Origin of the sequence: Winogradskyella flava (assembly GCF_014243395.1) — a bacterium.
In the GTDB taxonomy this organism is placed as follows: domain Bacteria; phylum Bacteroidota; class Bacteroidia; order Flavobacteriales; family Flavobacteriaceae; genus Winogradskyella; species Winogradskyella flava.
In genome coordinates this window covers 320,235-342,736 of the sequence record NZ_JACLCP010000001.1, presented here as the reverse complement: position 1 = coordinate 342,736, position 22,502 = coordinate 320,235, and the positions used below count along the sequence as shown (strand labels likewise).

Annotated in this window: 21 protein-coding genes and 1 tRNA gene; 6 read left to right on the top strand and 16 right to left on the bottom strand. The window is 34.3% G+C overall.

Going from position 1 to position 22,502, the window contains the following annotated elements; genetic code table 11:
* Positions 1–8: 8 nt before the first annotated feature.
* From H7F21_RS17615 to H7F21_RS01430, 4 genes are all read right to left on the bottom strand, one after another.
* Positions 9–149 (bottom strand): FeoB-associated Cys-rich membrane protein, encoded by a 141-nt coding sequence (locus tag H7F21_RS17615; protein WP_246431396.1) that lies wholly within the window; start codon positions 147–149, stop codon positions 9–11.
* Positions 150–2,249, bottom strand: a complete 2,100-nt coding sequence (gene feoB, locus H7F21_RS01440) for a ferrous iron transport protein B (protein WP_185787453.1) — start codon at positions 2,247–2,249, stop codon at positions 150–152.
* Positions 2,242–2,475, bottom strand: coding sequence for a FeoA domain-containing protein (locus H7F21_RS01435; RefSeq protein ID WP_185788525.1), 234 nt, complete (start codon positions 2,473–2,475; stop codon positions 2,242–2,244). Before H7F21_RS01435 ends, feoB begins: the two co-directional genes overlap by 8 nt.
* A gap of 73 nt (positions 2,476–2,548) precedes the next feature.
* On the bottom strand, positions 2,549–3,223 hold the full coding sequence (locus tag H7F21_RS01430; RefSeq protein ID WP_185787452.1) for an SCO family protein: 675 nt from the start codon (positions 3,221–3,223) through the stop codon (positions 2,549–2,551).
* Positions 3,224–3,415: 192 nt separating this feature from the next.
* Between H7F21_RS01430 and rseP the strand changes: the two genes are divergently transcribed.
* Complete coding sequence (gene rseP, locus H7F21_RS01425) at positions 3,416–4,756, top strand: RIP metalloprotease RseP (RefSeq protein WP_185787451.1); 1,341 nt, start codon at positions 3,416–3,418, stop codon at positions 4,754–4,756.
* 30 nt (positions 4,757–4,786) lie between these two features.
* On the opposite strand, the gene H7F21_RS01420 is transcribed toward rseP, so the two are convergent.
* The 4 genes from H7F21_RS01420 to H7F21_RS01405 are packed head-to-tail and all read right to left on the bottom strand — an operon-like array spanning position 4,787 to position 11,318.
* Positions 4,787–6,529, bottom strand: a complete 1,743-nt coding sequence (locus tag H7F21_RS01420) for a hypothetical protein (protein WP_185787450.1) — start codon at positions 6,527–6,529, stop codon at positions 4,787–4,789.
* 40 nt (positions 6,530–6,569) lie between these two features.
* Entirely contained in the window at positions 6,570–7,760 is a 1,191-nt protein-coding gene (locus H7F21_RS01415; RefSeq protein ID WP_185787449.1) for a DUF4249 domain-containing protein, read from the bottom strand.
* 36 nt (positions 7,761–7,796) lie between these two features.
* A complete protein-coding gene (locus H7F21_RS01410; protein ID WP_185787448.1) occupies positions 7,797–10,580 on the bottom strand; it encodes a TonB-dependent receptor in 2,784 nt (927 codons plus the stop codon).
* Positions 10,581–10,595: 15 nt separating this feature from the next.
* Positions 10,596–11,318 (bottom strand): hypothetical protein, encoded by a 723-nt coding sequence (locus tag H7F21_RS01405; RefSeq protein WP_185787447.1) that lies wholly within the window; start codon positions 11,316–11,318, stop codon positions 10,596–10,598.
* 180 nt (positions 11,319–11,498) lie between these two features.
* On the opposite strand from H7F21_RS01405, the gene H7F21_RS01400 reads away from it, so the two are divergent.
* Positions 11,499–11,572 (top strand) — tRNA-Asn (locus H7F21_RS01400).
* A gap of 48 nt (positions 11,573–11,620) precedes the next feature.
* Here the strand turns inward: H7F21_RS01400 and H7F21_RS01395 are convergent.
* Complete coding sequence (locus H7F21_RS01395) at positions 11,621–12,574, bottom strand: NAD-dependent epimerase/dehydratase family protein (protein WP_185787446.1); 954 nt, start codon at positions 12,572–12,574, stop codon at positions 11,621–11,623.
* 170 nt (positions 12,575–12,744) lie between these two features.
* Here H7F21_RS01395 and H7F21_RS01390 point away from each other — a divergent pair, with 170 nt between their 5' ends.
* Positions 12,745–13,272: a hypothetical protein gene (locus H7F21_RS01390; protein ID WP_185787445.1), complete on the top strand. Its 528-nt coding sequence runs from the start codon at positions 12,745–12,747 to the stop codon at positions 13,270–13,272.
* Positions 13,273–13,462: 190 nt separating this feature from the next.
* The gene (locus tag H7F21_RS01385) at positions 13,463–15,532 is read left to right on the top strand and encodes a M13 family metallopeptidase (protein WP_185787444.1); all 2,070 of its coding nucleotides are present in this window, start codon (positions 13,463–13,465) and stop codon (positions 15,530–15,532) included.
* A 66-nt stretch (positions 15,533–15,598) separates the two neighbouring features.
* On the opposite strand, the gene H7F21_RS01380 is transcribed toward H7F21_RS01385, so the two are convergent.
* Together H7F21_RS01380 and H7F21_RS01375 are read right to left on the bottom strand one after the other, a co-directional pair.
* Complete coding sequence (locus H7F21_RS01380; RefSeq protein WP_185787443.1) at positions 15,599–16,306, bottom strand: hypothetical protein; 708 nt, start codon at positions 16,304–16,306, stop codon at positions 15,599–15,601.
* A gap of 68 nt (positions 16,307–16,374) precedes the next feature.
* A complete protein-coding gene (locus H7F21_RS01375; RefSeq protein ID WP_185787442.1) occupies positions 16,375–17,190 on the bottom strand; it encodes an NAD(P)H-binding protein in 816 nt (271 codons plus the stop codon).
* Positions 17,191–17,296: 106 nt separating this feature from the next.
* On the opposite strand from H7F21_RS01375, the gene H7F21_RS01370 reads away from it, so the two are divergent.
* Positions 17,297–17,788 (top strand): CBS domain-containing protein, encoded by a 492-nt coding sequence (locus tag H7F21_RS01370; RefSeq protein ID WP_185787441.1) that lies wholly within the window; start codon positions 17,297–17,299, stop codon positions 17,786–17,788.
* Here the strand turns inward: H7F21_RS01370 and H7F21_RS01365 are convergent.
* The 4 genes from H7F21_RS01365 to H7F21_RS01350 all read right to left on the bottom strand — a co-directional run bounded on the left by H7F21_RS01365 (position 17,785) and on the right by H7F21_RS01350 (position 20,369).
* Positions 17,785–18,135: a hypothetical protein gene (locus tag H7F21_RS01365; protein ID WP_185787440.1), complete on the bottom strand. Its 351-nt coding sequence runs from the start codon at positions 18,133–18,135 to the stop codon at positions 17,785–17,787. The two genes, H7F21_RS01370 and H7F21_RS01365, sit on opposite strands and share 4 nt — an antisense overlap.
* Before the next feature lie 74 nt (positions 18,136–18,209).
* Positions 18,210–18,542, bottom strand: coding sequence for a hypothetical protein (locus H7F21_RS01360; RefSeq protein WP_185787439.1), 333 nt, complete (start codon positions 18,540–18,542; stop codon positions 18,210–18,212).
* Entirely contained in the window at positions 18,502–19,485 is a 984-nt protein-coding gene (locus tag H7F21_RS01355; RefSeq protein WP_185787438.1) for a hypothetical protein, read from the bottom strand. Before H7F21_RS01355 ends, H7F21_RS01360 begins: the two co-directional genes overlap by 41 nt.
* A gap of 143 nt (positions 19,486–19,628) precedes the next feature.
* Positions 19,629–20,369, bottom strand: a complete 741-nt coding sequence (locus H7F21_RS01350; protein WP_185788592.1) for a DUF6090 family protein — start codon at positions 20,367–20,369, stop codon at positions 19,629–19,631.
* Positions 20,370–20,642: 273 nt separating this feature from the next.
* Here H7F21_RS01350 and H7F21_RS01345 point away from each other — a divergent pair, with 273 nt between their 5' ends.
* A complete protein-coding gene (locus H7F21_RS01345) occupies positions 20,643–20,975 on the top strand; it encodes a single-stranded DNA-binding protein (protein WP_185787437.1) in 333 nt (110 codons plus the stop codon).
* A gap of 70 nt (positions 20,976–21,045) precedes the next feature.
* Here the strand turns inward: H7F21_RS01345 and H7F21_RS01340 are convergent, their stop codons facing one another.
* Entirely contained in the window at positions 21,046–22,362 is a 1,317-nt protein-coding gene (locus H7F21_RS01340) for a T9SS type A sorting domain-containing protein (RefSeq protein WP_185787436.1), read from the bottom strand.
* Positions 22,363–22,502: the final 140 nt, after the last annotated feature.

The following is a 22,502-nucleotide window of genomic DNA, read 5'->3' as shown; positions in this document are numbered from 1 at the left end:
CATTATAATTAAGAACATCCACAACTATCATCGCTTCCGCAAGCTTTTGTAGACGCTTTCTTAGGCTTCCAAATGAATTTTCGCACCAAAAATATAAGTGCTAAACTTAAAGCAGAAAAGACTAATATGTTTTGAATAATTATATTCATTTATTTCAAAATTTGAAAAGCTATTAATGCTACAATATAAGCAAAACCACTCATTATCACGAGTTGGTACATCGGCCATTTCCAAGAATTAGTTTCGCGCTTTACAATAGCTAAAGTACTCATACATTGCATGGCAAAGGCATAAAATAGTAAGAGGGAGATACCAGAAGCAAAATTGAACAACGGACCACCAAGAATTGGATTAACTTCACCTGCCATTCGGTTTTTGATGGTTTCTTCTTCGTCACTCCCCACACTATAAATAGTCGCTAAAGTGCCTACAAATACTTCCCGTGCCGCAAAAGAGCTTACAATAGCAATACCTATTTTCCAATCATAACCCAATGGCCTAATGACAGGTTCTATAGCATGGCCAGCAATGCCGATAAACGAATGTTCGAGTTTATGGGATGCTATTTTTTGTTGTAGTTCTTCCTCAGATAAATTCTCTGAAGCATATTGCTCAGTGACAATGGTTTCAGCATTGTTAAAACTTTCACCTGGACCATAAGAGGCTAAAAACCATAACACAATTGAGATAGCCAAAATGATTTTACCAGCACCAAACACAAAAGCTTTTGTTTTTTCTAAAACGGTTAAGGCAACATTTTTAAGCAATGGCAACTTATAGTTAGGCATTTCCACGACAAAAAATGTCTTACTTCTGATTTTAAGGATTTTATGTAGAATCCAAGCAGATCCGACTGCTGCACCAAATCCAATGAGGTAAAGTAACATTAAGGTTAAGGCTTGATAGCTCAGTCCAAAAAATCGCCCTTCAGGAATAACCAATGCAATAATAATAAGGTATACAGGAAGTCTTGCAGAACAGGTTGTGAATGGCGTCACTAGAATAGTGATAAGTCGTTCTTTCCAACTTTCAATATTACGTGTAGCCATAATTGCTGGGATGGCACAAGCAGTACCTGAAATTAAAGGCACTACACTCTTTCCGCTCAATCCAAAACGACGCATGATACGATCCATTAAGAAGACAACGCGACTCATATAGCCACTCTCTTCGAGAATAGAAATAAATAGAAATAAGAATGCAATCTGTGGTATAAAAATAACAATGCCTCCGAGTCCTGGAATAATACCTTCGGCAATAAGATTAGTAAACGCACCCTCCGGAAGCACACTTTTAGTCCACTCGCTAAAGGAAGCGAAAGTACTATCAATAAAATCCATGGGAACACTAGACCAATCGTATATGGCTTGAAAAATAGTTAGAAGTATAACACCAAATATCAGGTAACCCCAAACTTTATGGGTTAAAATTCTATCCAGTTTTATTCTTAGATCTTTGGCCGTAGCCAAATCTATGGTCTGACCTTTTTTAAGTGTATCGTTGATAAACTGATAACGTTTTATGGTCTCTTTTTGTTGGAGTCGTTTTAAATCCGCTTTGGATTTTGTCTTAAAATCAGAAACTGCATCAATGGATTTTCTGTCCGTTTTACCAAAATTGACATCTTGGGTAATCACTAACCAGAGTTTATATAACAACTGATTAGGAAAAGCTTTTCTGAGGTTATTAAAATAATCATCATCTATTGAAGACGCATTCATACAAGGTCGGGTTGAAAGCTCTTTAAAATTAGTGATGAGTTCTTTCAATTCGCTGATGCCCTTATTTTTTCTGGTACTTATGAGTGCAATTTTAGTTTCCAATTGCTGCTCTAAATAGTCGATATCAAGCGAAATGCCTTTATAAGCCATGCGGTCAGACATATTAATGACCAAAATAGTTGGGATTTCTAAGTCCTTGATTTGAGTAAATAGTAAAAGGTTACGCTTGAGATTTTCGACATCACTAACGACGACGGCAACATCGGGAAAGTCCTTGTCATTTTTATTCAACAGTAATTCTATAACGACGTTTTCATCAAGCGACGAGGCATTTAAACTGTAAGTTCCTGGCAGATCAATGATATGTGCCTTTACACCTCGGGGCAATTTGCAGATACCTTCTTTTTTTTCAACCGTAATCCCTGGATAATTACCGACTTTTTGATTAAGACCAGTTAGCGCATTAAAAACGGAAGTTTTTCCTGTATTTGGATTCCCTATTAAGGCCACATTAATTTGCTTACTCATCTACTGTTTCTATTAAAATGTGCATAGCAGTTTCTTTTCTAATGGCTAGATGCGTACCGTTAATATTAAGATACATGGGATCCGCGAAAGGTGCCACTTGAACCAACTCTACAGAATTGCCTGGCAGACATCCCATTTCTAAAAGCTTTAATGGAATATGGATAGAAGAAACATCAGTAATGATACCTTGCTGTCCACGTTTTAGATCTGCTAATGTCAACCTTATTTTTATTTAGAATGAATTTAAAGAAGCAAAAATAAGCTAAAAATTTAAGGACGTAAAACCCTTTTTAAAGAATTTAAGATTCGTCCTTTAGGGTTTCAATGTCCTCCAGAAGTTTCTCAATATCCTCTGGCTGCGTGCCATCATAAAACCCTCTGATTCGTCGCTTTTTATCTATGAGCAAAAAGTTTTCGGTGTGAATCATGTCGTATTCATCCCCATTTCCATCTGTTTTAACGGCTAGGTAACTTTTTCTCGCCAACTCATAGATTTGTTTTTTATCACCAGTAACTAAATTCCACTTACGGTTTATAACACCTTTCTCCTTTGCATACTTTTTAAGCTGGGCAACGCTATCAATTTTAGGCGTGACGGAATGTGAGAGTAGCATGACATCATCATCATTTAGAATTTCCTTTTGAATTTTGTACATATGATCTGTCATAATAGGACAAATGGTTTGACAAGTCGTAAAAAAGAAATCAGCCACATAAATTTTGTTCTTATAAGTGTCTTGGGTTACAGTTTCCCCATTTTGATTGGTTAAACTGAAATCTGCAATCGTGTGATATTTGGCTTTATGTTGAATGGAACTATCAACTAATTCTTCGCTCACTGAAACTGGGTTCCAGACCGGTAATTTTGGTTTTACATTGAGTATGTTGTATATGATAGTAATAATGATAATACATAATATTGAGAAGAATACTCCGAATTTTTTATAGGTTTTAAAATATGAAAGAAAGGACATAAATTTTGCTTCAAAAATTAGATTGCAAAGTTACGATTACGCTTAATTTTCAAGAACTTTTTTAACATATATGTGTCCTTGAAATCGTCTGATTTATAAATCATTGTTAAAAATAAATCGATTGGAATTACAATTATTTTCTAAGTTGCCCGAAAACGTTACTTTTGTCAATCGAAATTTGAAAATGACTACATGGAATTTGTAATTAAGATATCCCAATTTTTATTAAGCTTATCCTTACTAATTGTATTACACGAGTTAGGACACTTTATACCAGCAAAACTTTTTAAAACTAAAGTTGAAAAGTTTTACCTCTTTTTTGATGTTAAATATTCCCTATTTAAAAAGAAGATAGGGGAAACCGTTTATGGTATAGGTTGGTTACCGCTTGGAGGTTATGTGAAGATAGCCGGAATGATAGATGAAAGTATGGACAAGGAGCAAATGGCGCAACCGCCACAACCTTGGGAGTTCCGATCTAAGCCAGCTTGGCAACGTCTAATTATTATGCTTGGTGGCGTAACGGTAAACTTTATTTTGGCCTATGTGATTTTTGTATTTGTATCTTTTATTTACGGTGATACGGATATAAAAATCGCTAGTCTTAAAGGCGGTTATTTAATTGAAAACCCTGTACTTCAAGACGCTGGATTTCAGACAGGAGATAAGGTATTGGCTATTAACGACCAGAAAATTGAAAAGGATTCTGAAATAGGTCAGTATATCATTGGTGCTGAACAAATGACCATTGAAAGAGATGGGCAAGAAAAGGTGATTAGTCTTCCTGAAAACTTTTTGGGTCAATTATCAGATGAAGGTAGTAGAAACCTGTTTAGATATAGATATCCATTTATTGTTGAATCGGTACCAGATTCTTCAGCCAACAAATCAGCTGATCTTAAACAAGGCGACATGATTTTAGGTCTTAATGGAAAAAAACTTGAGTATTTTGATCAATTTGAAGGCGAGCTAGAAAGCTTAAAAGGTCAAACAGTTACTGCCGAGGTGTTGAGGGATGATGACGTACTTACAAAAAGTCTTAAAGTCAATAATGAAGGAAAATTAAATATCTTTAGACTAATTGATGCAAAACGATTTACGGAACTTGGATATTACGAAGTTACCCGAAGAGACTATTCATTTGGTGAGAGCTTCGTGGAAGGCGGAAACAAATTTGCATCTACAATCACTAATTATTTTTCTCAACTTAAGGCTATTTTTAATCCTAAAACTGAAGCTTACAAAGGCCTTGGAGGGTTTAAAGCTATTTACGACATCTTCCCGGACTTTTGGAGTTGGGAAGCCTTTTGGAAATTAACAGCATTTCTTTCCATTATGTTGGCGGTTTTAAATCTTCTACCAATACCAGCTTTGGATGGTGGTCATGTTATGTTTTTACTATACGAAATGATTTCTGGTCGCAAACCAAGCGAGAAGTTTTTAGAACGTGCTCAAATAGTAGGATTCTTTATTTTAATTGCCTTAGTGTTGTTTGCAAACGGGAACGATATATTTAAAGCGATTACGAGGTAATAGCATGATTTGACAAGAAATTTTGCAGGCTTATTCGTGAACACGAAACGTTTTTGAAGCACTAATAGGTTTACCGCTGGATGAAAATCCTTCTAAGTTTATTTGATAGTCTCCTTGAATATCAGAGGTATACAATTCAATAACTTGGGCATTGTCCAGAGTTATATTTGGAATCCAAAGCAATTGTCTCCTAAAATCAGGAATACGATCCCATTCATTATTTGTATCAGTTTGATAGTCTTGTTTAAAATATATTTTATTGTCTTGTGGAGCGAATAAGTCTAGTTTTTCGATATCGTCAGCTTCAAAATTTTCATAGAAATCGCCATCAATAGTCTCAATAGCGATTATACCTTGATATGGTATTGAACCAATTAAATATCTGTCTCGAGAGAGACGAATTGTTTTTATGTTCTTGGCATTGTAATCCATAAATGCCTCTTGGTCTTTCACGTAAACTCCATCAACAAATAATAGATTTGTAAAACCCATATATTGATATTCAATTTTTGGTTTTATATAAAAACTTCGATTTTCCTGTGGCGTTTTTTTAATACTCATCTCGTCAACAACTTCTATAATGGTTTCTTCAATAGTATTGAATCTCGTGTAGTCGTCTAAATGGTAGATCGTTTTAAACTCTCTGTAAAAAGGAATATTTTGCTTGATTGTTGATTCCCGATCTAATTTTAAGCTTATGTAGGCATTTTCGATTTGGTTTTCGATACTACGCTTCTCTATGTAATCTTTCATGCTTGGGTTGAGCTTAAAAGATCTAAACTTTAAGTCTTCATACTGCACTTGGTTCTTATTAAAATAAATAGTATCGCTTTTCCAATCCTTTGAAAAATGCTGTAAAACTGAACAGGAACTCTCGTAAGGCGCATCTAGATTAAAATAGAAACGTCCAAAATCATCGGTAGTAGAAACTTTAAAGAGATAATTCTTTCCTGGAAATGAAAGTGCAATTCTTTTACCAGAAACGAGACTATCATTTTCTTTGTTCACAACAGTTCCTGAAATAAGTTCACCTCTAAGCTCAGGTAAAAAGGATAAATTAGGAGTGATGTTTTTGCTGTACTTTGGTGAATTTTTTAACCGTTCGATAAAGCCTACACTAAGTTCTGGTTCTAAGTTGACTATATCGTTAAGTTGTCGTACAGATAAAGAATAATTAACATTATTAATGTTTTTATTGTCTATCGTGATCCTAAGTTTTTTTCGTTTTCCAAGTTCTGTTTTATCCAAACTGATTAATCCCTCAGAATCTTCATTATAGCTTGTAGATTCTGGATGCTTTATATCTCCTGTGACTACTTTATTAACTAGGGTATCCATACTTTTTTCTAAATAGTCTTTTGGAACTTTCTGATAAGGGTTAATAATCGCAATATCTGCTTCAAAAAAGGATGCTGTTCCATGGTTCCGCATCCATTGAGTATAAGCGAATAACTTATAAGTTCCTGTAGAAAGGTCAGTAGGGATAAAAAAGTCTCCATCACCTGTACCAGTGTCTAATCTTATTTTATGTTTAAAGACGACAGATTCATTTTGAGCTATCAATTCTATATATGCGATTTTACTGATATTACTGAAAGTCTCACTTTCATTATTAAAACAATAAATTTTATATAAGAATTGTTCTCCTACAAACAGTAGGCTTGTGTTAAAATGGACAAAAACGCTCTCCTGTGGAATATTCTTTAAACCATGTGCTGCAATGTGCTTTTCATTATTATTTAATTGCGCAAAAGAGCGTATCGACCCTAGCATAAAAATTAATATTATAATTATTGATTTCTTCATCATATTGTTAATCTATCCAAAACGGTGGTACTACATTACTGCCTAATTCTGTACAATCTCCACAAACATCGGTAACCACAAGAAATGGGCCTGGGAACTCTGCATTTGGTGCGGGATTTTCACTGACAAACTCTACAGTACCAGACCTCACAAAATTAGCCAATATGCAAGTGCCAGATAAAGACACAGGCGGCGCAAATTGTTCACATGGGTTTACATATGGTGGTAATGGTTCTTCAGAAAAAAAATCGGTATAATTAAAAAAGATACGCTGTTCTGATACACTAGCGACATCAAAATAACCCAGCACTATTTCATTTTCGTTGTTTGCAGAGAATACGTTGCCTACAAGAAGTCCAGGTTGTATTTGAGAAAATATATTATCACTTTGAGATAGATTTCTTAAGGTTTCAAAAAAATTATAAGCGGCAGGAGATTGAACAAACTGACGTACCAAAATACTGTATCGATGGGTTAGAATATAATTGTTCTTATTAATAAAATGAACTAAAAACTGGGATACATTATCTTGTTCTAATCCAGAAGTATTTGTTAAAATAATAGTATTAGAAATATTTGTACCATAGCAAACACGTTCATTATTTTCCCCTACGAATACTTCTTGCACAAAACAATCAATTGGGTCATCCGTAAGTGTAATGAGATCGTCTGGTCGCCAGAATGGTGCAATGATTTTATAAGTCTCCTCAAATTCATAGCGATAAAATTTACTGCTATTGGTGGGATCAAAAGTATTTACAAAAAAGCCCATGCCGTCTTCTCCATTATTTATAACTCTTTGAGCAATGACTTCATTTATTGGTGTAATTTGGGTGAGTTGTGCTGCATCGGAAGCATAATTCCTCCCATCAGATGTTGTTATGGATAGGCGATAGTTTTTATTTGGTTGTGCTTCAAAAGCTTCTTCAGAAAGATATAAGCCAGGCTCACTTTCCAAGAACCTAATTACATTTCCATCATCATCCAAAACCTTAACCTCTGCATTGCTTTCTAAAGGGGTAATATTTTCTTCAAATTTAAAACTCCTGGTCAATCTAATTTCGTGCTGTTTTAACTCATTTGTAATAGTTGCTTCTATGACCAAAACACTTTCAAAATCATCAACAAGTCCTTCAGGATCCAAGGTCTCTATACAGCTGTTGAATATGACTAATAACAAGACATAGTATATCAACATTGATCGGTATTTAATTTTAAATAGAGAGGCCATACTTTAGAATTTAAAATTATAGGTAATGGTTGGAACGGGAACGGCAAAAACAGAACTCTGCAAAGCTTTAACTTTGCCATCCTCTGTGACAAAAAAGACAGAATAAGGGTTATTTCTTCCTAGAACATTATAAACCGAAATATTCCAAAAACTATGTGCAAACTTTTTAATCTTATGGGTTCCCTCTACGTTAAAGCTAAGGTCTAACCTGTAAAAATCTGGGATTCTAAACGAATTCCTGTCACTAAAAAAAACGTAGTCCGAGTCATTAAACTCAAAATTCCCTAATGGAAATGTAGCTGGCCTGCCAGTTTGATACACAAAATTGGCAGAGGCGCTAAAGCGACGTGTAAACTTGTAATTTGTTACTAAGCTAAAATCATGTGGTTTGTCATAATTTGTTGGGAAAAAGTCTCCGTTATTTACACGTTCTTCGCTAAATTCACTATTCAAACGTATAAACGAACGTGCGTAAGTATAAGATAACCAGCCATTTAGTCGCCCTTCATTTTTCCTTAGGAGCAACTCTACGCCATAGGCCTTTCCATCACCTTGAAGCACTTCTGCCTCTACTTGTTCATTTAATAATAATTGTGCTCCTACTTTAAAGTCCAGCAAATTGCGCTGTGTTTTATAGTATCCCTCAAAACTAAGTTCATATTTATTCCCTTCAATGTTTTTAAATATACCTAATGAAAATAGGTTCGCTTTTTGCGGTTTTATATTTAAATCCGACAACTTGTAGGTGTCTGTTTGGGAAACGGTTGTGTTACTATTTAGAGTATGGACATATTGAAAGGTATTATTAAAGCTGGCCTTTATTGATAAATCTGAGCTTAAAAAATAACGCCCAGAAATTCTAAATTCTGGACCACCATAGGTCTTTATGATTTCATTTTTATCAAATGCTCTTGTCTCAATAAATGTACTTGCATTGCGTGGACCGTTGTCTTCATAAATGCGTTGTATCCCTTCTCCCAGAGCAGAAAAAAGCGAGAATCGTACTCCTGCTTCTAGACGTAATTTATCACTTACTTTATAATTATCGGATATAAATAATGCCGTCTCAAGGGCTCTTTCTCGCGGTATAGATATTTTTGCAGTTTCTGAATCTGGACCTAAAGGGTCAACACGTCCAGGATCAATTTCATACAATTTAGCAGAGAGCCCATATTTAAACTTATGAATCTTACTATGCAGATAATCAAACTCAGCTTTGAACTCACTTTCATTGTTTACATATTCTAAATCAAAGTCTGTGTTGGTTTTGCCATCAAATTCTATATTGAATTTATATTGGCTATTGGTTAAAATAAGCCTGCCCCTATTTTTTTCATTGAATTTATGATTCCATCTTAAAGATGCCATTCTATTACTGTAAGCAAAAATAGAGTCGGACGTTATGCTAAAGGCGTCTCTACTGTAGTATCCTGTTGCTTTTATGTCATTATTCTCATTAATACTATGACTGTATTTGGCTATGATATCGAAGAATGAAGCCTGACTATTTCTTAAATCATCATTGTCTAATGACCTCAATATCCATTCGGAATATGTGGCTCTTCCTCCCACTAATAATCCTGATTTATCCTTAACTATAGGTGTTTCTAAGACAACGGTACTTGTTACAGGACCTATGGCTGCCTCTCCCGAAAACTCAGAAGTATTTGGAGTTTTTGTTTTTAAATCGAAGACAGAAGATAATCTACCACCAAACTCAGCAGGAATACTTCCTTTGTATATTGTCGCGGAGCCAGTGCTAAATGGATTTAATGCTGAAAATATTCCGAAAAAATGTGTTGGATTATAAATAACACCATCATCCAATAGCACAAGATTCTGATCTGTTTTACCACCGCGAACATTAAAACCTGAAGCCCCTTCACCTGCATTTGCTATGCCAGGCAAGGTAAGTGCTGCTTTTAAAATATCCCGTTCTCCTAGTACTAAAGGCATAGTCTTTATTTGTTCCACCTCAATTTTTATAATTCCGGTTATAGCTTCTTCTACATTTCTGTCTCTGTTCCCAGTAATTACTACTTCATCCAAAGCTTCAGCACTGTCTTGCATTCTTAAATTTAGAGCGCCATCATTATACATTATCACTCTTAAATTCCGTGTTTCATAACCGAGGCCTTGAACAGTCAAAATATGAGTTCCAATAGGAAGTTCTATTTTGTATGAACCGTCCTTGCCTGTAGATGTCCCTTTCTGTCTTTCTTGTATTACTATAGACAAATCTGAGATAGGTTTCCCATTTGAGACATTAGTAATCTTACCTGAGAGGACTGCGGTTCTTCTTAAATTGGTTGCATTTTCCTTACCAATTCGGTAAGTTGTAATTTTACTACCATTATTTGTGGCTATCTTTTTGGTAAATAATGGTGCTGTCTTCTCAGTTTGAAGATTACTCGTCTGGGATTGTAGTGTATCTTTTTTCTTATAGATAGAGAAAAAATCTTCTGGTAATGTATTATAAACAACATTATTTTTAGTGAGATAAATATGAGTATTATCTTTTATGAAAAAATTTATATCTGTTTGTGCTAAGACTTTTTTTAATAGTTGATCTACGAAAATATCTGTATAATTCACAGATATGGTATTGCCATTAAACCATTTATCAATGTAATAAAGTTTATATTCTGTTTGTGATTCAATAGTTTTAAAAACTTCCGTTAGAGGTTGGTTATCTATAGTTATTGATATCTTAGGAATATCGTTTTGACTGCTAAGCACGGAGACACTGCATAAGAGTAAGTAAAGTATTGCTTTTTTAAGACTCATAGCGCAGTGACCAGTTTAAATAATAGATTCTAGCTGTCTAACAACAGTTGTCATAATTGCATCAGAATCTTTTTTATGTCTCTTCTTAGCGTTATTGTATAATTTCTTTATCTCCTTTTTATGATTTGGAAAAGCACTTATAATATCTTTTTTTGAATTTAAGATATAGTAGTCCTCATCATATAATAAAACATATTTTGTTTTTGCATCTGTAAATTCATAATAGGCATAATTATCATCTTTAAGTTGCCAAATATTTTTGTGGTATTTGGCATAAAGCGTGAACTTATAATCTTGGAATAATACCTTGTGATAACCAAATGACTCTAACGGCAATGTGTTTAATTTAAGATTGACAAATTGATCTTTTCCAAGGCTAAAAGAATCGATATCTTTTTTCGATAATGTTAGGATGTTTTCGCTTTCTTCAAGCTTTAACAACAATTCATCTTCATAAACATCATATTTTAGTAGCTGGTTAAAATAAGACTGTCCTTTGTACCAAACATCTCCGATAATAAACTCAATAGATTTAAAAAATTGTTGGCGATTGTTTATTGTTCTATATTTTTCAATGTATAGACGTCCTTGATACAGGCTCGTGTTTTCGGAACCAACCAATTTGTCGAAAGTAGTGTATCTTTGTTCTGTGTTGTTAGTTTGTTGCGCGGATGTACTTAATGGATTAAAAAGTATAGCATTTAAGATTAAAAACGAGATATAAAAATGCTTTTTCATAATTGAACTTAATATCTTAATAATAGATATTTCTATAATCTAGACTATTTCATTTTAAATATAATCAATTGTCTGACACAGACCGGGCCAATTAAGAAATTTTAGCACAAAAAATGGGATTTCACATTGTAGAGATTAAAAAATAATTTATATTTGCGCTCGCTAAAGCGAAAAATATCTTCCTCTTTAGCTCAGTTGGTTAGAGCATCTGACTGTTAATCAGAGGGTCCTTGGTTCGAGCCCAAGAAGAGGAGCAAAAAAAGTCTAGTATTTTCACTAGACTTTTTTGTTTTTTGCAACTCTTAAGAATTATATTTTTTCTTCAATTCTTTTAGCATCTCAGAAGTCATAGCATCCAAATCAAAACGATGCTGCCAATTCCAATCATTTCTTGCCACAGAATCATCAATAGATGATGGCCAACTATCGGCAATAGCCTGCCTAAAGTCTGGTCTGTAAGTGATTTTAAAATTTAGTATATTCTTTTTTATACTGTCATAGATTTCTTTTGGTGTAAACGATATTGCAGAAAGATTGTAAGAAGATCTTATACTCAAGTGTTCAGAAGGTGCTTCCATCAAATCTATGGTAGCTTTAATAGCATCTTCCATAAACATCATGGGTAGACTTGTATCTTCAGAAAGAAAGCACTCGTAGCTTTCATTTTTAATTGCTTCGTGATAGATTTCTACAGCATAATCCGTAGTACCTCCACCAGGCATAGCTTTATGACTAATGATACCTGGATAACGCAAACTTCTTACGTCAACCCCATATTTTTTGTGATAATACTCACACCAACGTTCACCAACTTGCTTAGTGATTCCATAAACCGTTGTAGGTTCGCAAATAGTATGCTGAGGCGTATTTTCTCTTGGAGTTGTAGGCCCAAAAACGGCAATACTGCTAGGCCAATATACTTTTTTTATAGTGCTTTCTTTGGCTAGATTAAGCACATGAAACAAGGAATTCATATTAAGATCCCAAGCTTCCATAGGATACTTTTCACCGGTAGCACTGAGCAAAGCCGCCATTAAGTAAACGGTATCAATGCTATAGGTCTTGCAACAATCCTTAATGGCATTATAGTTTTTAGCATCAATGATCTCAAAAGGACCAGAGTTGACTAAATCTAAATTCCGTGTATTTATATCACTGGCAATGACGTTCTCGGTGCCATGCATTTCTCTTAATTTTGCGGTAAGTTCTGTACCAATTTGTCCACAGGCACCAATAATCAATATTTTTGAAGACATATAGCGTGTTTATAGAATTCTCAAAAATAGAAAGAATTTAGACGCATTAGAATTAAAATTTTCAGAAAAACACCCTTTTTGGTGTGACGTTGATAATTTCCGTTTTATGATTACACTAGGAAAGTCAAACTAATAGTTTAAGTATATTTACAAACAAATTGTAAGCATTCATGAAAGCTGAATTGATTCTTTTATATATATTTTGTCTTTTATCATTTGGCTGTGGAAATGATAAAACAGTGGGTGATGCTACAGATACAGAAACCACAAGCCAAAAAAGAGCAATAACGACTCATGCTATTGAGAATTTGAAGTATACAGATTATGTATTGAGTAATACTGGAGAACAGGCTGTTGCCAGTTGGGACAATTATCAAGAATTGGCTATTCAGATAGGCTATCTAAAAAAAGCGGATATATCTTTTTTTAATGGCGATAAAGAACTACTAAAGAAATTCGTGGCAGAGTTTAAAATTGGCCTGCCAGAAGATCTGAATACAAATCCTATCCTTTCAAGAATGGCTATGGTTGAAACCTCAGTCTTAAAACTTCATGACGATCTTACTTTAGATAATATTCCAGACGAGAACAAGCTTCAAAGTGTAAAGGAAGTTATTGTAGCATTTTCAAATTTCAATTATCAAATCAATAAGAAATTGGAGCGCGATAAATTCGACCAAATAAGCTCTGAATATTAGTCTCTGATAATCTTAAAGTTTTGTTAAGTTGTAACAAAAGGAATTTTTAAAGGTCTTATTACAAACTACTTTTAATTCGAATTAACTAAAATCAAATTATGGCACGAGCATTTTCGCAATGTAATCTTCTTAGTAGAATGATTGATAACGAACTGCATGTGACCATAATAGACAAATCAAAAACAAACACATGAAAACCAATCTTAGTCGCGTTCTAGCGATATCAGGTTTGGCTTTTTTTACTATTCTAGGATGTAAAGATGAAGCCAAGAAAGACACTGCCATGGCAGAAGAGAAAATTCCAGGTATTATCCTGGAAAATATGGACACTACGGTAGATCCAAAAGAAGACTTTTACAGTTACGTAAATGGTAACTGGATGAAAACTACTACAATTCCTGAAGAGGAAGCTAGTTGGGGAGGATTTGGAGTATTGCGTAAATCTACTCGAAATGATGTCTTAGATATTGTAAAAACTTCAAAAGAGCTTGGTACTTATAAAGAAGGCTCAGATCAGAAAAAGGCACTTTTATTTTTTGAGTCAGAACTCGATACTATTGCAAGAAATGAATTAGGAACTAAACCTATAGAGCCTTTAATGAATGCAATTGACGGTATTAATAGCCTTTCTGATATGCAAGAAGTTTATGCAAAAACAGTTGGAGTAGGTGCACCATTTTTTAACCTTGCCATATTTCCAGACATCAACGACAGCAGTATTTATGCACCTTACATTACACAGGGCGGTTTAGGGTTACCAGATCGTGATTATTATGTATTACAAGATGAAAAGTCTAAAGAGCGTCGTCAACAATATGTAGATCATGTCACTAGAATGATGCAGTATATAGATTATAACGAAGTAGAAGCTAAAAATGCTGCTGAAATGATATTGGCTCTAGAGACTAAATTGGCTGAACCTCAATTCGATAAGACTGAGAGACGTAACTTTAGTAATTTTAATAACCCAAGAAGTATTGAGCAGCTATCTGAATTGACTCCAGCAGTTAATTGGAATAAGTTCATTTCAGACTCTGGCGTTGAACAAAAACTTGATACGGTTTATGTCGTGGAGTTAAGATATATGAAAGCTCTTCAAGAGATATTATCATCTACACCTTTAGATGATATTAAAACTATAATGAAATGGAATACTTTAAATGGCGCAGCGGGTTCTTTATCTACTGAAATTGAAAAAGCCAATTGGGATTTTTATAGTAAAACCTTAAGAGGTACAGAAAGCCAAAGACCGGCAGAAGATCGTGCAATGGATCACGTCACAGGACGCGTTGGTGAGGCAATAGGTAAGTTATATGTTGATGCGAAATTCCCGCCTGAAGCAAAAGAAAAGGCAGAAAAAATGATTGCCAATGTAATTACAGCCTTTAAAGCTAGAATAGATAAGTTAGATTGGATGAGTGCCGAGACAAAAGCAAAAGCTATAGAAAAACTGGATAAGTTTACAGTTAAGATTGCATATCCTAATGAATGGAAAGATTATTCTGAATTGATGATAAAGGAGGGAAATAGTTATGCTGATAACATGATGGCTTTTTCTGACTGGAATTTAAAAGAAAGCTTAGCTGACTTAGGTCAAAAAGTTGATAAATCCGAATGGAACATGCCACCACAAATGGTAAACGCATATTTTAATCCATTAAATAATGAGATTGTTTTTCCGGCAGCAATTTTACAACCTCCATTTTATAACTATACAGCAGATGAGGCTGTAAACTATGGTGGTATAGGAGCGGTTATAGGTCATGAAATTTCTCATGCATTTGATGATCAAGGGTCACAATTTGATAGTGATGGAAATTTAATAAACTGGTGGACACCAGAAGATTTAGCTGAGTTTACTAAAAGAGGAGATAAATTGGTCGAACAATATTCGGCTATTAAGATGGGAGACAGTTTATATATTGATGGAAGAAACACTATAGGTGAAAATATAGGTGATCTCGGTGGAGTATTAGGCGCTTATGATGGGCTACAATTGTACTTTAAGGAAAATGGAAGACCAGAAGATATTGATGGATTTACTGCAGAGCAACGTTTCTTTATGTCTTGGGCTACAGTATGGAGAACATTAAGTAGACCAGATGCTTTGGAGACACAGATAAAAACAGATCCACATTCTCCAGGTATTATCAGAGCAACACAACCACTTAAAAATATTGATGCGTTCTATGAAGCATTTGATATTAAAGAAGGGGATGCTATGTATTTACCACCAGAAAAACGCGTAAGAATTTGGTAAGAAAGCTATATGATAAACAAAAAATGCTGCCAAATGGCAGCATTTTTTTTGTTATAGTCTTACTGTTTAATTCTTGGTTGCTGTAGTAGCTTGTTGCGCTTTCTGATTTTCTAAAGCTTGTCTGCTTACCTTGGCCATGTTAAAATTCGGATCGATAGCTAATGCATCGTTCATAAACTTTATAGCTGTATCGATATTAGCGGTTTTATCTTCTGAGAACAACATTATGCCTTTAAGATACATCAATGCTGCTTTCATGGACGTCTCATAAGGTTGCTGACTTTCATAAAACGCACGTTTCATATCATCTTTTACATTTGCTAGACCATACTCAATGTTGCTTTTAGCACCAGCTATATCATTGGTTTGCAATTTCATATCTGCCATTTCGTATGACAAGTATACATTGGGATTGCGCTCAAATAATATTTCATAATATTCTAAAGCTAATTTAGGCTGATTAAGATTCTTGAGCGCTAAAGCCTTAACTTCTACATTCATATCTGAATCGGTTTCATTTTTTTCAATACCTAAAGTATTAAGTGCCTGCATGTATTTACCTTCAGAAAGATATAGATAAGCTAATGTATCTTGTCGGGCTATAGATGGTTCTAAAAGATTAAGATGCGTCATAGCATTTATAATGCCTTGTACATCACCTTGTTTTTTCATTTGCTTGTAATAAGCGTCATAGTGTTTTTTCAATTCTGCATTAGTCTGGGCAAAAACACTTACCGAGAAAAGCATAACAACTGCAATTGTAATCTGTTTCATCTTAAATAAATTTTGAGGGCTAAAACTATAAAATTTGTAGCATATAGGTCTTAAAAAACTATTAATTTCTATAGTGCCTGTTTAAAACTATAGTTCAAAAGCTGTTCCAGTTTTGAGCTATCAATAATTTTCCCCATACTTTTTCTTGTTGAATCGAACTTAGGCAGCTCAAGACCATGGTCTTTGCAATAGGCAGAATAGTAGGTTTCTTTACTAGGATGATCAGGATATGCGGCGTTTAAAGACGTATTCCAAATGTTGTTTCCAACAATTTCAGAGATAATATGGATGCAGTCTTTTTTATGAATTAAGTTGATAGGCGCATTTGGGTTTGCAATACTTTTTTTCCCTGAAAGATACTTTGCAGGATGACGTTTGTCATCAAATAAACCACCAAAGCGCAAAATAGTGGTGTTGAACTTTGGATTTTCTTGAAGCATCTGCTCAATTTTTATAAGTTGTTTAGCATTGTTGGAAGTTGCGGTTGGTGTAGAAGTATCATCGATTTTGGGAAAATGAGCTTCATCCTTAAACACCGAAGTTGAGCTAATATAAATCACATTTTTAACTTGTGCCCTTTCGATTGCAGTTATCAAATGCTTTATTTCCAGAATATGATTTTTCAAAGGATGTTTTCTTAATCCTGGAGGGATATTAACAATTACAGTCTCGCTTTCAGCTAGGAATTCTGAATGATTTCCAGTAATACCGTCTTCATTTAACTGAATTAAAAAGCTTTCAATTCCGGCTTCATTCAATATTTTAAGCTTGTCTATAGAAGTTGTAGATCCTATGATTTTGTAGTCTTTGGCTATTAAAAATTCAGCTAAGGGAAGTCCAAGCCAGCCACAACCAATGATACTTATTTGCGTTTTTATTGTCATAACAAGTCTTGCCGATAAAAATACACAATGTTAGACCAAGCACCTTACATTTTGCTAAGCAATTAATTTTCAGTAACTTTAAAATGAACTCTAAAATTATAACGTTATGGGAATTAAAAGTTTTCAAGGTGCTCGCAAACAGCAACAGCAAAATACAACACAGCCAATAGCACTCAAGGTAAAGGATTATATGACCACTAAACTTGTAACGTTTAAGCCAGATCAATCTGTGCAGGAAGTGGTAGAGTCGTTGATTAAATACAAAATATCTGGAGGACCGGTTGTTAATGATCGCAATGAGTTGGTAGGTATCATTTCTGAAGGTGATTGTTTAAAACAATTGAGCGAAAGCCGTTACTACAATATGCCATTAGAGCATGATAAGGTAGAAAAGCGAATGGCAAAGAATGTCGAAACTATTGATGGTAACATGGACGTCTTTGATGCCGCCAACAAGTTTTTACAATCTAAGATTAGACGTTTTCCGATTGTAGAAAATGGAAAATTGGTAGGACAGATTAGCCAAAAGGATATTTTAAAGGCAGCACTTCAATTAAAAGGTGAAAACTGGAACAGCACCACTAAAGGCGGTTCTTAATCATCGCGTTTGACCAAAGCATAATATTCTCCCTCTAAGGGTAAATAACCTTGATCATACACAAAGTAATAGGTTGTGCCAGCTTTTGTTGTGTATAAGCTAGTAATATAATTAAAGTCAAACCCTTGCTCTATCATTTTGGCCCTAGAGCATTTGGTCTTTTTGTTTGGATTGAGCCTTTCCAAAATTCTATAATTTTTTCTAAGGCGATTATTGGTATTCCTTACTAGATTTTTAGAGTCTTTGTTAAGACGATTGTTATGAGCGTTGCGGCAACCATCACTACAGAATTTTTTATCTACTCTACCAATGATTCTATCACCACACTCTGGACATTCTCTTTTCATGAGATTTAAATTATCTAAAATCTAATTTACAAAATATTCGCTTACAAATGTTTACGATAAAGGAGTGCGAGCTACTACAAGCCATACGCTTTCTTTGCACTTTCAATTTGTTCTTTTTCAGTGGTATTAGGATAAGGGATATACTTCGGCGCAATAATGGGTTTTGAATGTGTAACAGTGATTTTGGAAATTGTTGCGAACGAAAACTTTCCTTCAGTCATTTTAATTAAAGTGCTTTCCATGTCTTGAAATTTAGGATTCTTTTTTCCAATGATTTCGGCTTTTCCTTTAATTTGAAATCCTTTTTTTACTAGGATATCAATAATAGAATAAGCATAATAGTTTTGTTCATTTGTTGCGTCTAGTTTATTCTTGCGATTGCTTCTTGATCCAGTCCATAAGTTCATCTTTATCTATTGTACTCCAAGTTGTCTGTGTATTCTTGTTTCGTGATGACTTATCTTCTGGCTGCAAAACGATTAATTCTGTGTTTTCGTTTCCTGCGAGTTCTAACTCGGCTAAGAATCCGACGATATCTGTCGAATTGTTTTCATACAAGGTCCTGAAGTACTTTTTTAAGCGATATTTTATTGCGGGTTCTATATATGCTCTAACAGCATAATCTTTGTAAAGCTTAATATTGTCATTATTTTCATCAAAGTAGCTGTACGATGAAAAATTGTGATAATGTTCAGGTACTGTTTTAGGTGTGCCATTTAAATGTGTTTCCAGCATATAATTTATAAACTTTGGCTCCCAAAGATTAATTCGGTTGATTCGTATATCGCGTTCGTGTTGATACCATTTTCTTGTCCAGTCCAAGGTAAAATTACACATGACAATACCTTTTATATTAAGCTGAAACGCATCCTCACGCTCTTTCATAAATTGGATATACCTCATGGCCCTATGCCCTACCAAACTTGCGCCCAAAAAGAAAATATTGTCATTTGGCAACTTATGATAAGAAAAAGCTTCATGAATGAGATTGTGTGCTGTAAGCATAGACACCTCAGAAAAGTAAAAGTCAAAAGGAATTTCGGTTGAAACTGACAACACTGCAAAGCCTATTTCAGAAGCTTGAGTATACATCTCCTTTGCACTACTATTCATTTTGTCATATCCAGAATCCTCAAGAAAAATGAGCACACCTTTAATTGTCTTGTCTTCTGGAAGCATTAGGGTATAACCACTTTGGATAAAAGGCAAGAAATCATTGTCTCCTTTTCCAATTCTTATGCTATCGTTTTTTACCGGTGCGTATTCTTGTATAATATTTTGCGCAAAAGAAATATTACATAAACCTGTTAGCAATATCAACAATGAAAGCTTTCTAAGACATTTGTTCATATCATCCTAATTAGATAAAGAGTGTTTCATCTCCTAATTTAGTAAATACAAATCGAATATAAACGAGCGCAGTGAAATGATGTAAGCAATTTTCAGAAGTTGGCGAGAGCAAGTAATTGTTTATAACCATTGTTGTGCTTTCGTTATTTTTTTAATTCTTTTCGTATTTCTTTTTCCAATTTCTCTAAAGTCAAATTAAGTTCTCTCACACGCCTCAAGGCTCCACTATCTGTTTCTAATTTTAAGTTTAAAATATTTGATAGTTCCAAATCTTTAATCAAATCGGCATAATCGATGTTTTGACCTGTATTTATTGAAGTTGTGCTATTTTGAATTTCAGCGTGATTCAGGTTTTTTACAACATATGGTTCTATTAAGGATTGATATTGAGTAGTGGCATAATTAGTGTAAAAGTCCAAAAATGATATTTCGGATTTTAATTTTAGGGCAAGGGTTTTTAGTTCCGAGTTTTCTAATTTCTTTGAATTATCATCTTCAATAAATCGCATAGTACTAGGAAGCTCAAATTTAAATGATTGCAAATACACAAGACCTCCTAATGTGTTTTTTAATTGATAAGCAGAATCAATATTTTTAGTTTTGAGTATACTTAATGATTTCTGGGTTTTTAGAATTACAGAATCTATTTCTTTTAAATCTGTTGTGGTCAAAGAATGTGTAATCGCTATTTCTTCCAAAATACTTTCGAGGCTACTTGTCAGCTCATTTTTTCTTTGATTTTCAGTATTCCAATTATTTATTCCCAATGCGATTAAAATTCCGATTACGACAAGAATTATTTCTCCGATTGCGTAAATCAGATACTTACTGAATTTATTTTCAGAGAGTAGTTTTTGTCTAATTTTTCTAAAGAATTTTATCATTGGTTAGTTGTTTCTCGAAAGTTAGGATAAATATTTCATTCCGATCGAGTGAGAGATAATGAAGCACAACTAGTGCATAAATACATCCATCATAAAATTCCAATTATTCCTATAATTGCATTAATTTAATCATTTTCAAACGTTTTTAATCAATTACAAACGTATGTAAATAGGTAACTACCGACTAAAATTTGCAAGCTGTATAATCTTTGCAGTGTTGAATCAACAAGGGTTCAATAGTATTAACTGTTTAACATTAAAAATTTAGAACACATGAACACATTAAGAAACAAAGTACAGTTGATTGGTAATTTAGGTAACGATCCGGAAATCATCAATTTAGAGTCTGGAAAGACCTTGGCAAAATTTTCAATCGCAACTAATGAGAGCTATAAAAATGCTCAAGGCGAAAAGGTAACGGATACACAATGGCATAATATTGTGGCTTGGGGAAAGACCGCACAGATTGTAGAAAAATTTGTGGGTAAAGGTAAGGAAGTTGCTATAGAAGGTAAACTTACAACACGCTCTTGGGAAGACAAGGATGGGATGAAGCGTTACATCACCGAAGTAGTATGCAGTGAGTTACTGATGTTAGGTAAATAGGAAGACTTTTATAAACTAAAAAAGAGCAATCCTTAGGATTGCTCTTTTTGTTGTTATAGGAATTATTGTTTTAGTTTTTGACGATCTTCTTAGTAATACTACTATTGTTATTAAGGTTGGTGATTTTTATAAAATAAAAGGCATCCTCCAAGCGGTCTAAATTAGAAATTGTGATGGTACCATTTGTGGCAGAAAACCGTTCACTCATGACAACGCGCCCATTAATATCAAATAGATTTATATTGTAATCATCATTAATGCCATTGGCTAACTTAATGTTTACTGATTCTGTAAATGGGTTTGGACTGACCTCAACAGAATCAACATTAAATTCATCTACCGTCAAGGATCCTCCACAAATAGACCAACCCATATCTTCCATAAAACCAAGTGTTACTAGTCCAGGATCATGAATGGCTTCTCCTGGAGCAATAAATGGTGTCATTAATGATGTTGGATTACCAGCAGGATAGGTGTTTTCATCCCAGTGACTGTAGCTAGATCCAGAGTTAAACGTAACTGGAGCATAAGTCGAAGGCTTTACATTTCCATTTTGGGCTGTTGTAATTGGGCCGTTACTAAACAAATTATTACCTGTAAATTCTGAAAGGAGTGCTGCGGAAGGATCTGGGAAACTTGTTATGGCAGCTGGTGTTCCATTCTCAATAAAATTATCCCAGACGTTCACAAAACCACTATTTCTAAGGATTCCTACTGTAGGATTATTTTCGTTATCAACACTACCAAAGCCTAAAATCCCTAAACCGTGCCCCAGCTCATGCAAGACTACAGACACAAAATCTATTTGACCTAATGGCGTGTTACCATCAGTACCAAAATAGAAATTCGCAGTACTGCTAAACGTAGCATTGATGTCTATTGAAGTCGATGAAGGAGGATCTGGTATTTCTGCACCTGTTAATTTTTCTGCCAGAGCAATAGGGAAAACGGTATTTGAAGGAAATCCAGAGAATAAAACAGTTCTAAAACTAGTTGGGCCTGCACCGCCTAAAACGCCTGGATCAAGAGGGCCAAAATTGGCAGATACTCTAATTGGGATAGGTGATTCTATAGAATTAGACCAAATATCTACTGCAAACTGAAAGGCGGCTTGAGCTTCTGGTGTAAAACCATTATAGCCAACAATAAATGTGGCGCATCCTCCTCGGCCACTCTCCATTCTTTGTTTTATCTTTTCAGGAACTCCAACTTTAGATCGATGTGAATCTGGTAGTGGATAATATGTACACACATCCCAATCTGTATGTATTACAGTATTGCCCAAAGTCATCTCTTGTCCATTCAAACCAAGAAAGAAAAAAAGTAAAAGGGTATTAAACAGTATTGGTTTTAAGGAAATTTTCTTTAACAAGTAGTCTTTTTTCATAGAATAGGTTTTTATATTATAGTTAACTAAGTTAGGGGATTAGTCTAAAAAAACCGATAGAAATTACAAATTAATGATAAAGTGCACAACTTAAAACTGTTAAGCTGTGCACTTTGTTGATCATTTTATGTATGATATTT

Coding starts and splice junctions, on each gene's coding strand:
- H7F21_RS17615 (WP_246431396.1), bottom strand. CDS start 149: ATGAATATAATTATTCAAAACATATTAGTCTTTTCTGCTTTAAGTTTA.
- feoB (WP_185787453.1), bottom strand. CDS start 2,249: ATGAGTAAGCAAATTAATGTGGCCTTAATAGGGAATCCAAATACAGGA.
- H7F21_RS01430 (WP_185787452.1), bottom strand. CDS start 3,223: ATGTCCTTTCTTTCATATTTTAAAACCTATAAAAAATTCGGAGTATTC.
- rseP (WP_185787451.1), top strand. CDS start 3,416: ATGGAATTTGTAATTAAGATATCCCAATTTTTATTAAGCTTATCCTTA.
- H7F21_RS01420 (WP_185787450.1), bottom strand. CDS start 6,529: ATGCTAGGGTCGATACGCTCTTTTGCGCAATTAAATAATAATGAAAAG.
- H7F21_RS01415 (WP_185787449.1), bottom strand. CDS start 7,760: ATGTTGATATACTATGTCTTGTTATTAGTCATATTCAACAGCTGTATA.
- H7F21_RS01410 (WP_185787448.1), bottom strand. CDS start 10,580: ATGAGTCTTAAAAAAGCAATACTTTACTTACTCTTATGCAGTGTCTCC.
- H7F21_RS01405 (WP_185787447.1), bottom strand. CDS start 11,318: ATGAAAAAGCATTTTTATATCTCGTTTTTAATCTTAAATGCTATACTT.
- H7F21_RS01395 (WP_185787446.1), bottom strand. CDS start 12,574: ATGTCTTCAAAAATATTGATTATTGGTGCCTGTGGACAAATTGGTACA.
- H7F21_RS01390 (WP_185787445.1), top strand. CDS start 12,745: ATGAAAGCTGAATTGATTCTTTTATATATATTTTGTCTTTTATCATTT.
- H7F21_RS01385 (WP_185787444.1), top strand. CDS start 13,463: ATGAAAACCAATCTTAGTCGCGTTCTAGCGATATCAGGTTTGGCTTTT.
- H7F21_RS01380 (WP_185787443.1), bottom strand. CDS start 16,306: ATGAAACAGATTACAATTGCAGTTGTTATGCTTTTCTCGGTAAGTGTT.
- H7F21_RS01375 (WP_185787442.1), bottom strand. CDS start 17,190: ATGACAATAAAAACGCAAATAAGTATCATTGGTTGTGGCTGGCTTGGA.
- H7F21_RS01370 (WP_185787441.1), top strand. CDS start 17,297: ATGGGAATTAAAAGTTTTCAAGGTGCTCGCAAACAGCAACAGCAAAAT.
- H7F21_RS01365 (WP_185787440.1), bottom strand. CDS start 18,135: ATGAAAAGAGAATGTCCAGAGTGTGGTGATAGAATCATTGGTAGAGTA.
- H7F21_RS01360 (WP_185787439.1), bottom strand. CDS start 18,542: ATGAACTTATGGACTGGATCAAGAAGCAATCGCAAGAATAAACTAGAC.
- H7F21_RS01355 (WP_185787438.1), bottom strand. CDS start 19,485: ATGAACAAATGTCTTAGAAAGCTTTCATTGTTGATATTGCTAACAGGT.
- H7F21_RS01350 (WP_185788592.1), bottom strand. CDS start 20,369: ATGATAAAATTCTTTAGAAAAATTAGACAAAAACTACTCTCTGAAAAT.
- H7F21_RS01345 (WP_185787437.1), top strand. CDS start 20,643: ATGAACACATTAAGAAACAAAGTACAGTTGATTGGTAATTTAGGTAAC.
- H7F21_RS01340 (WP_185787436.1), bottom strand. CDS start 22,362: ATGAAAAAAGACTACTTGTTAAAGAAAATTTCCTTAAAACCAATACTG.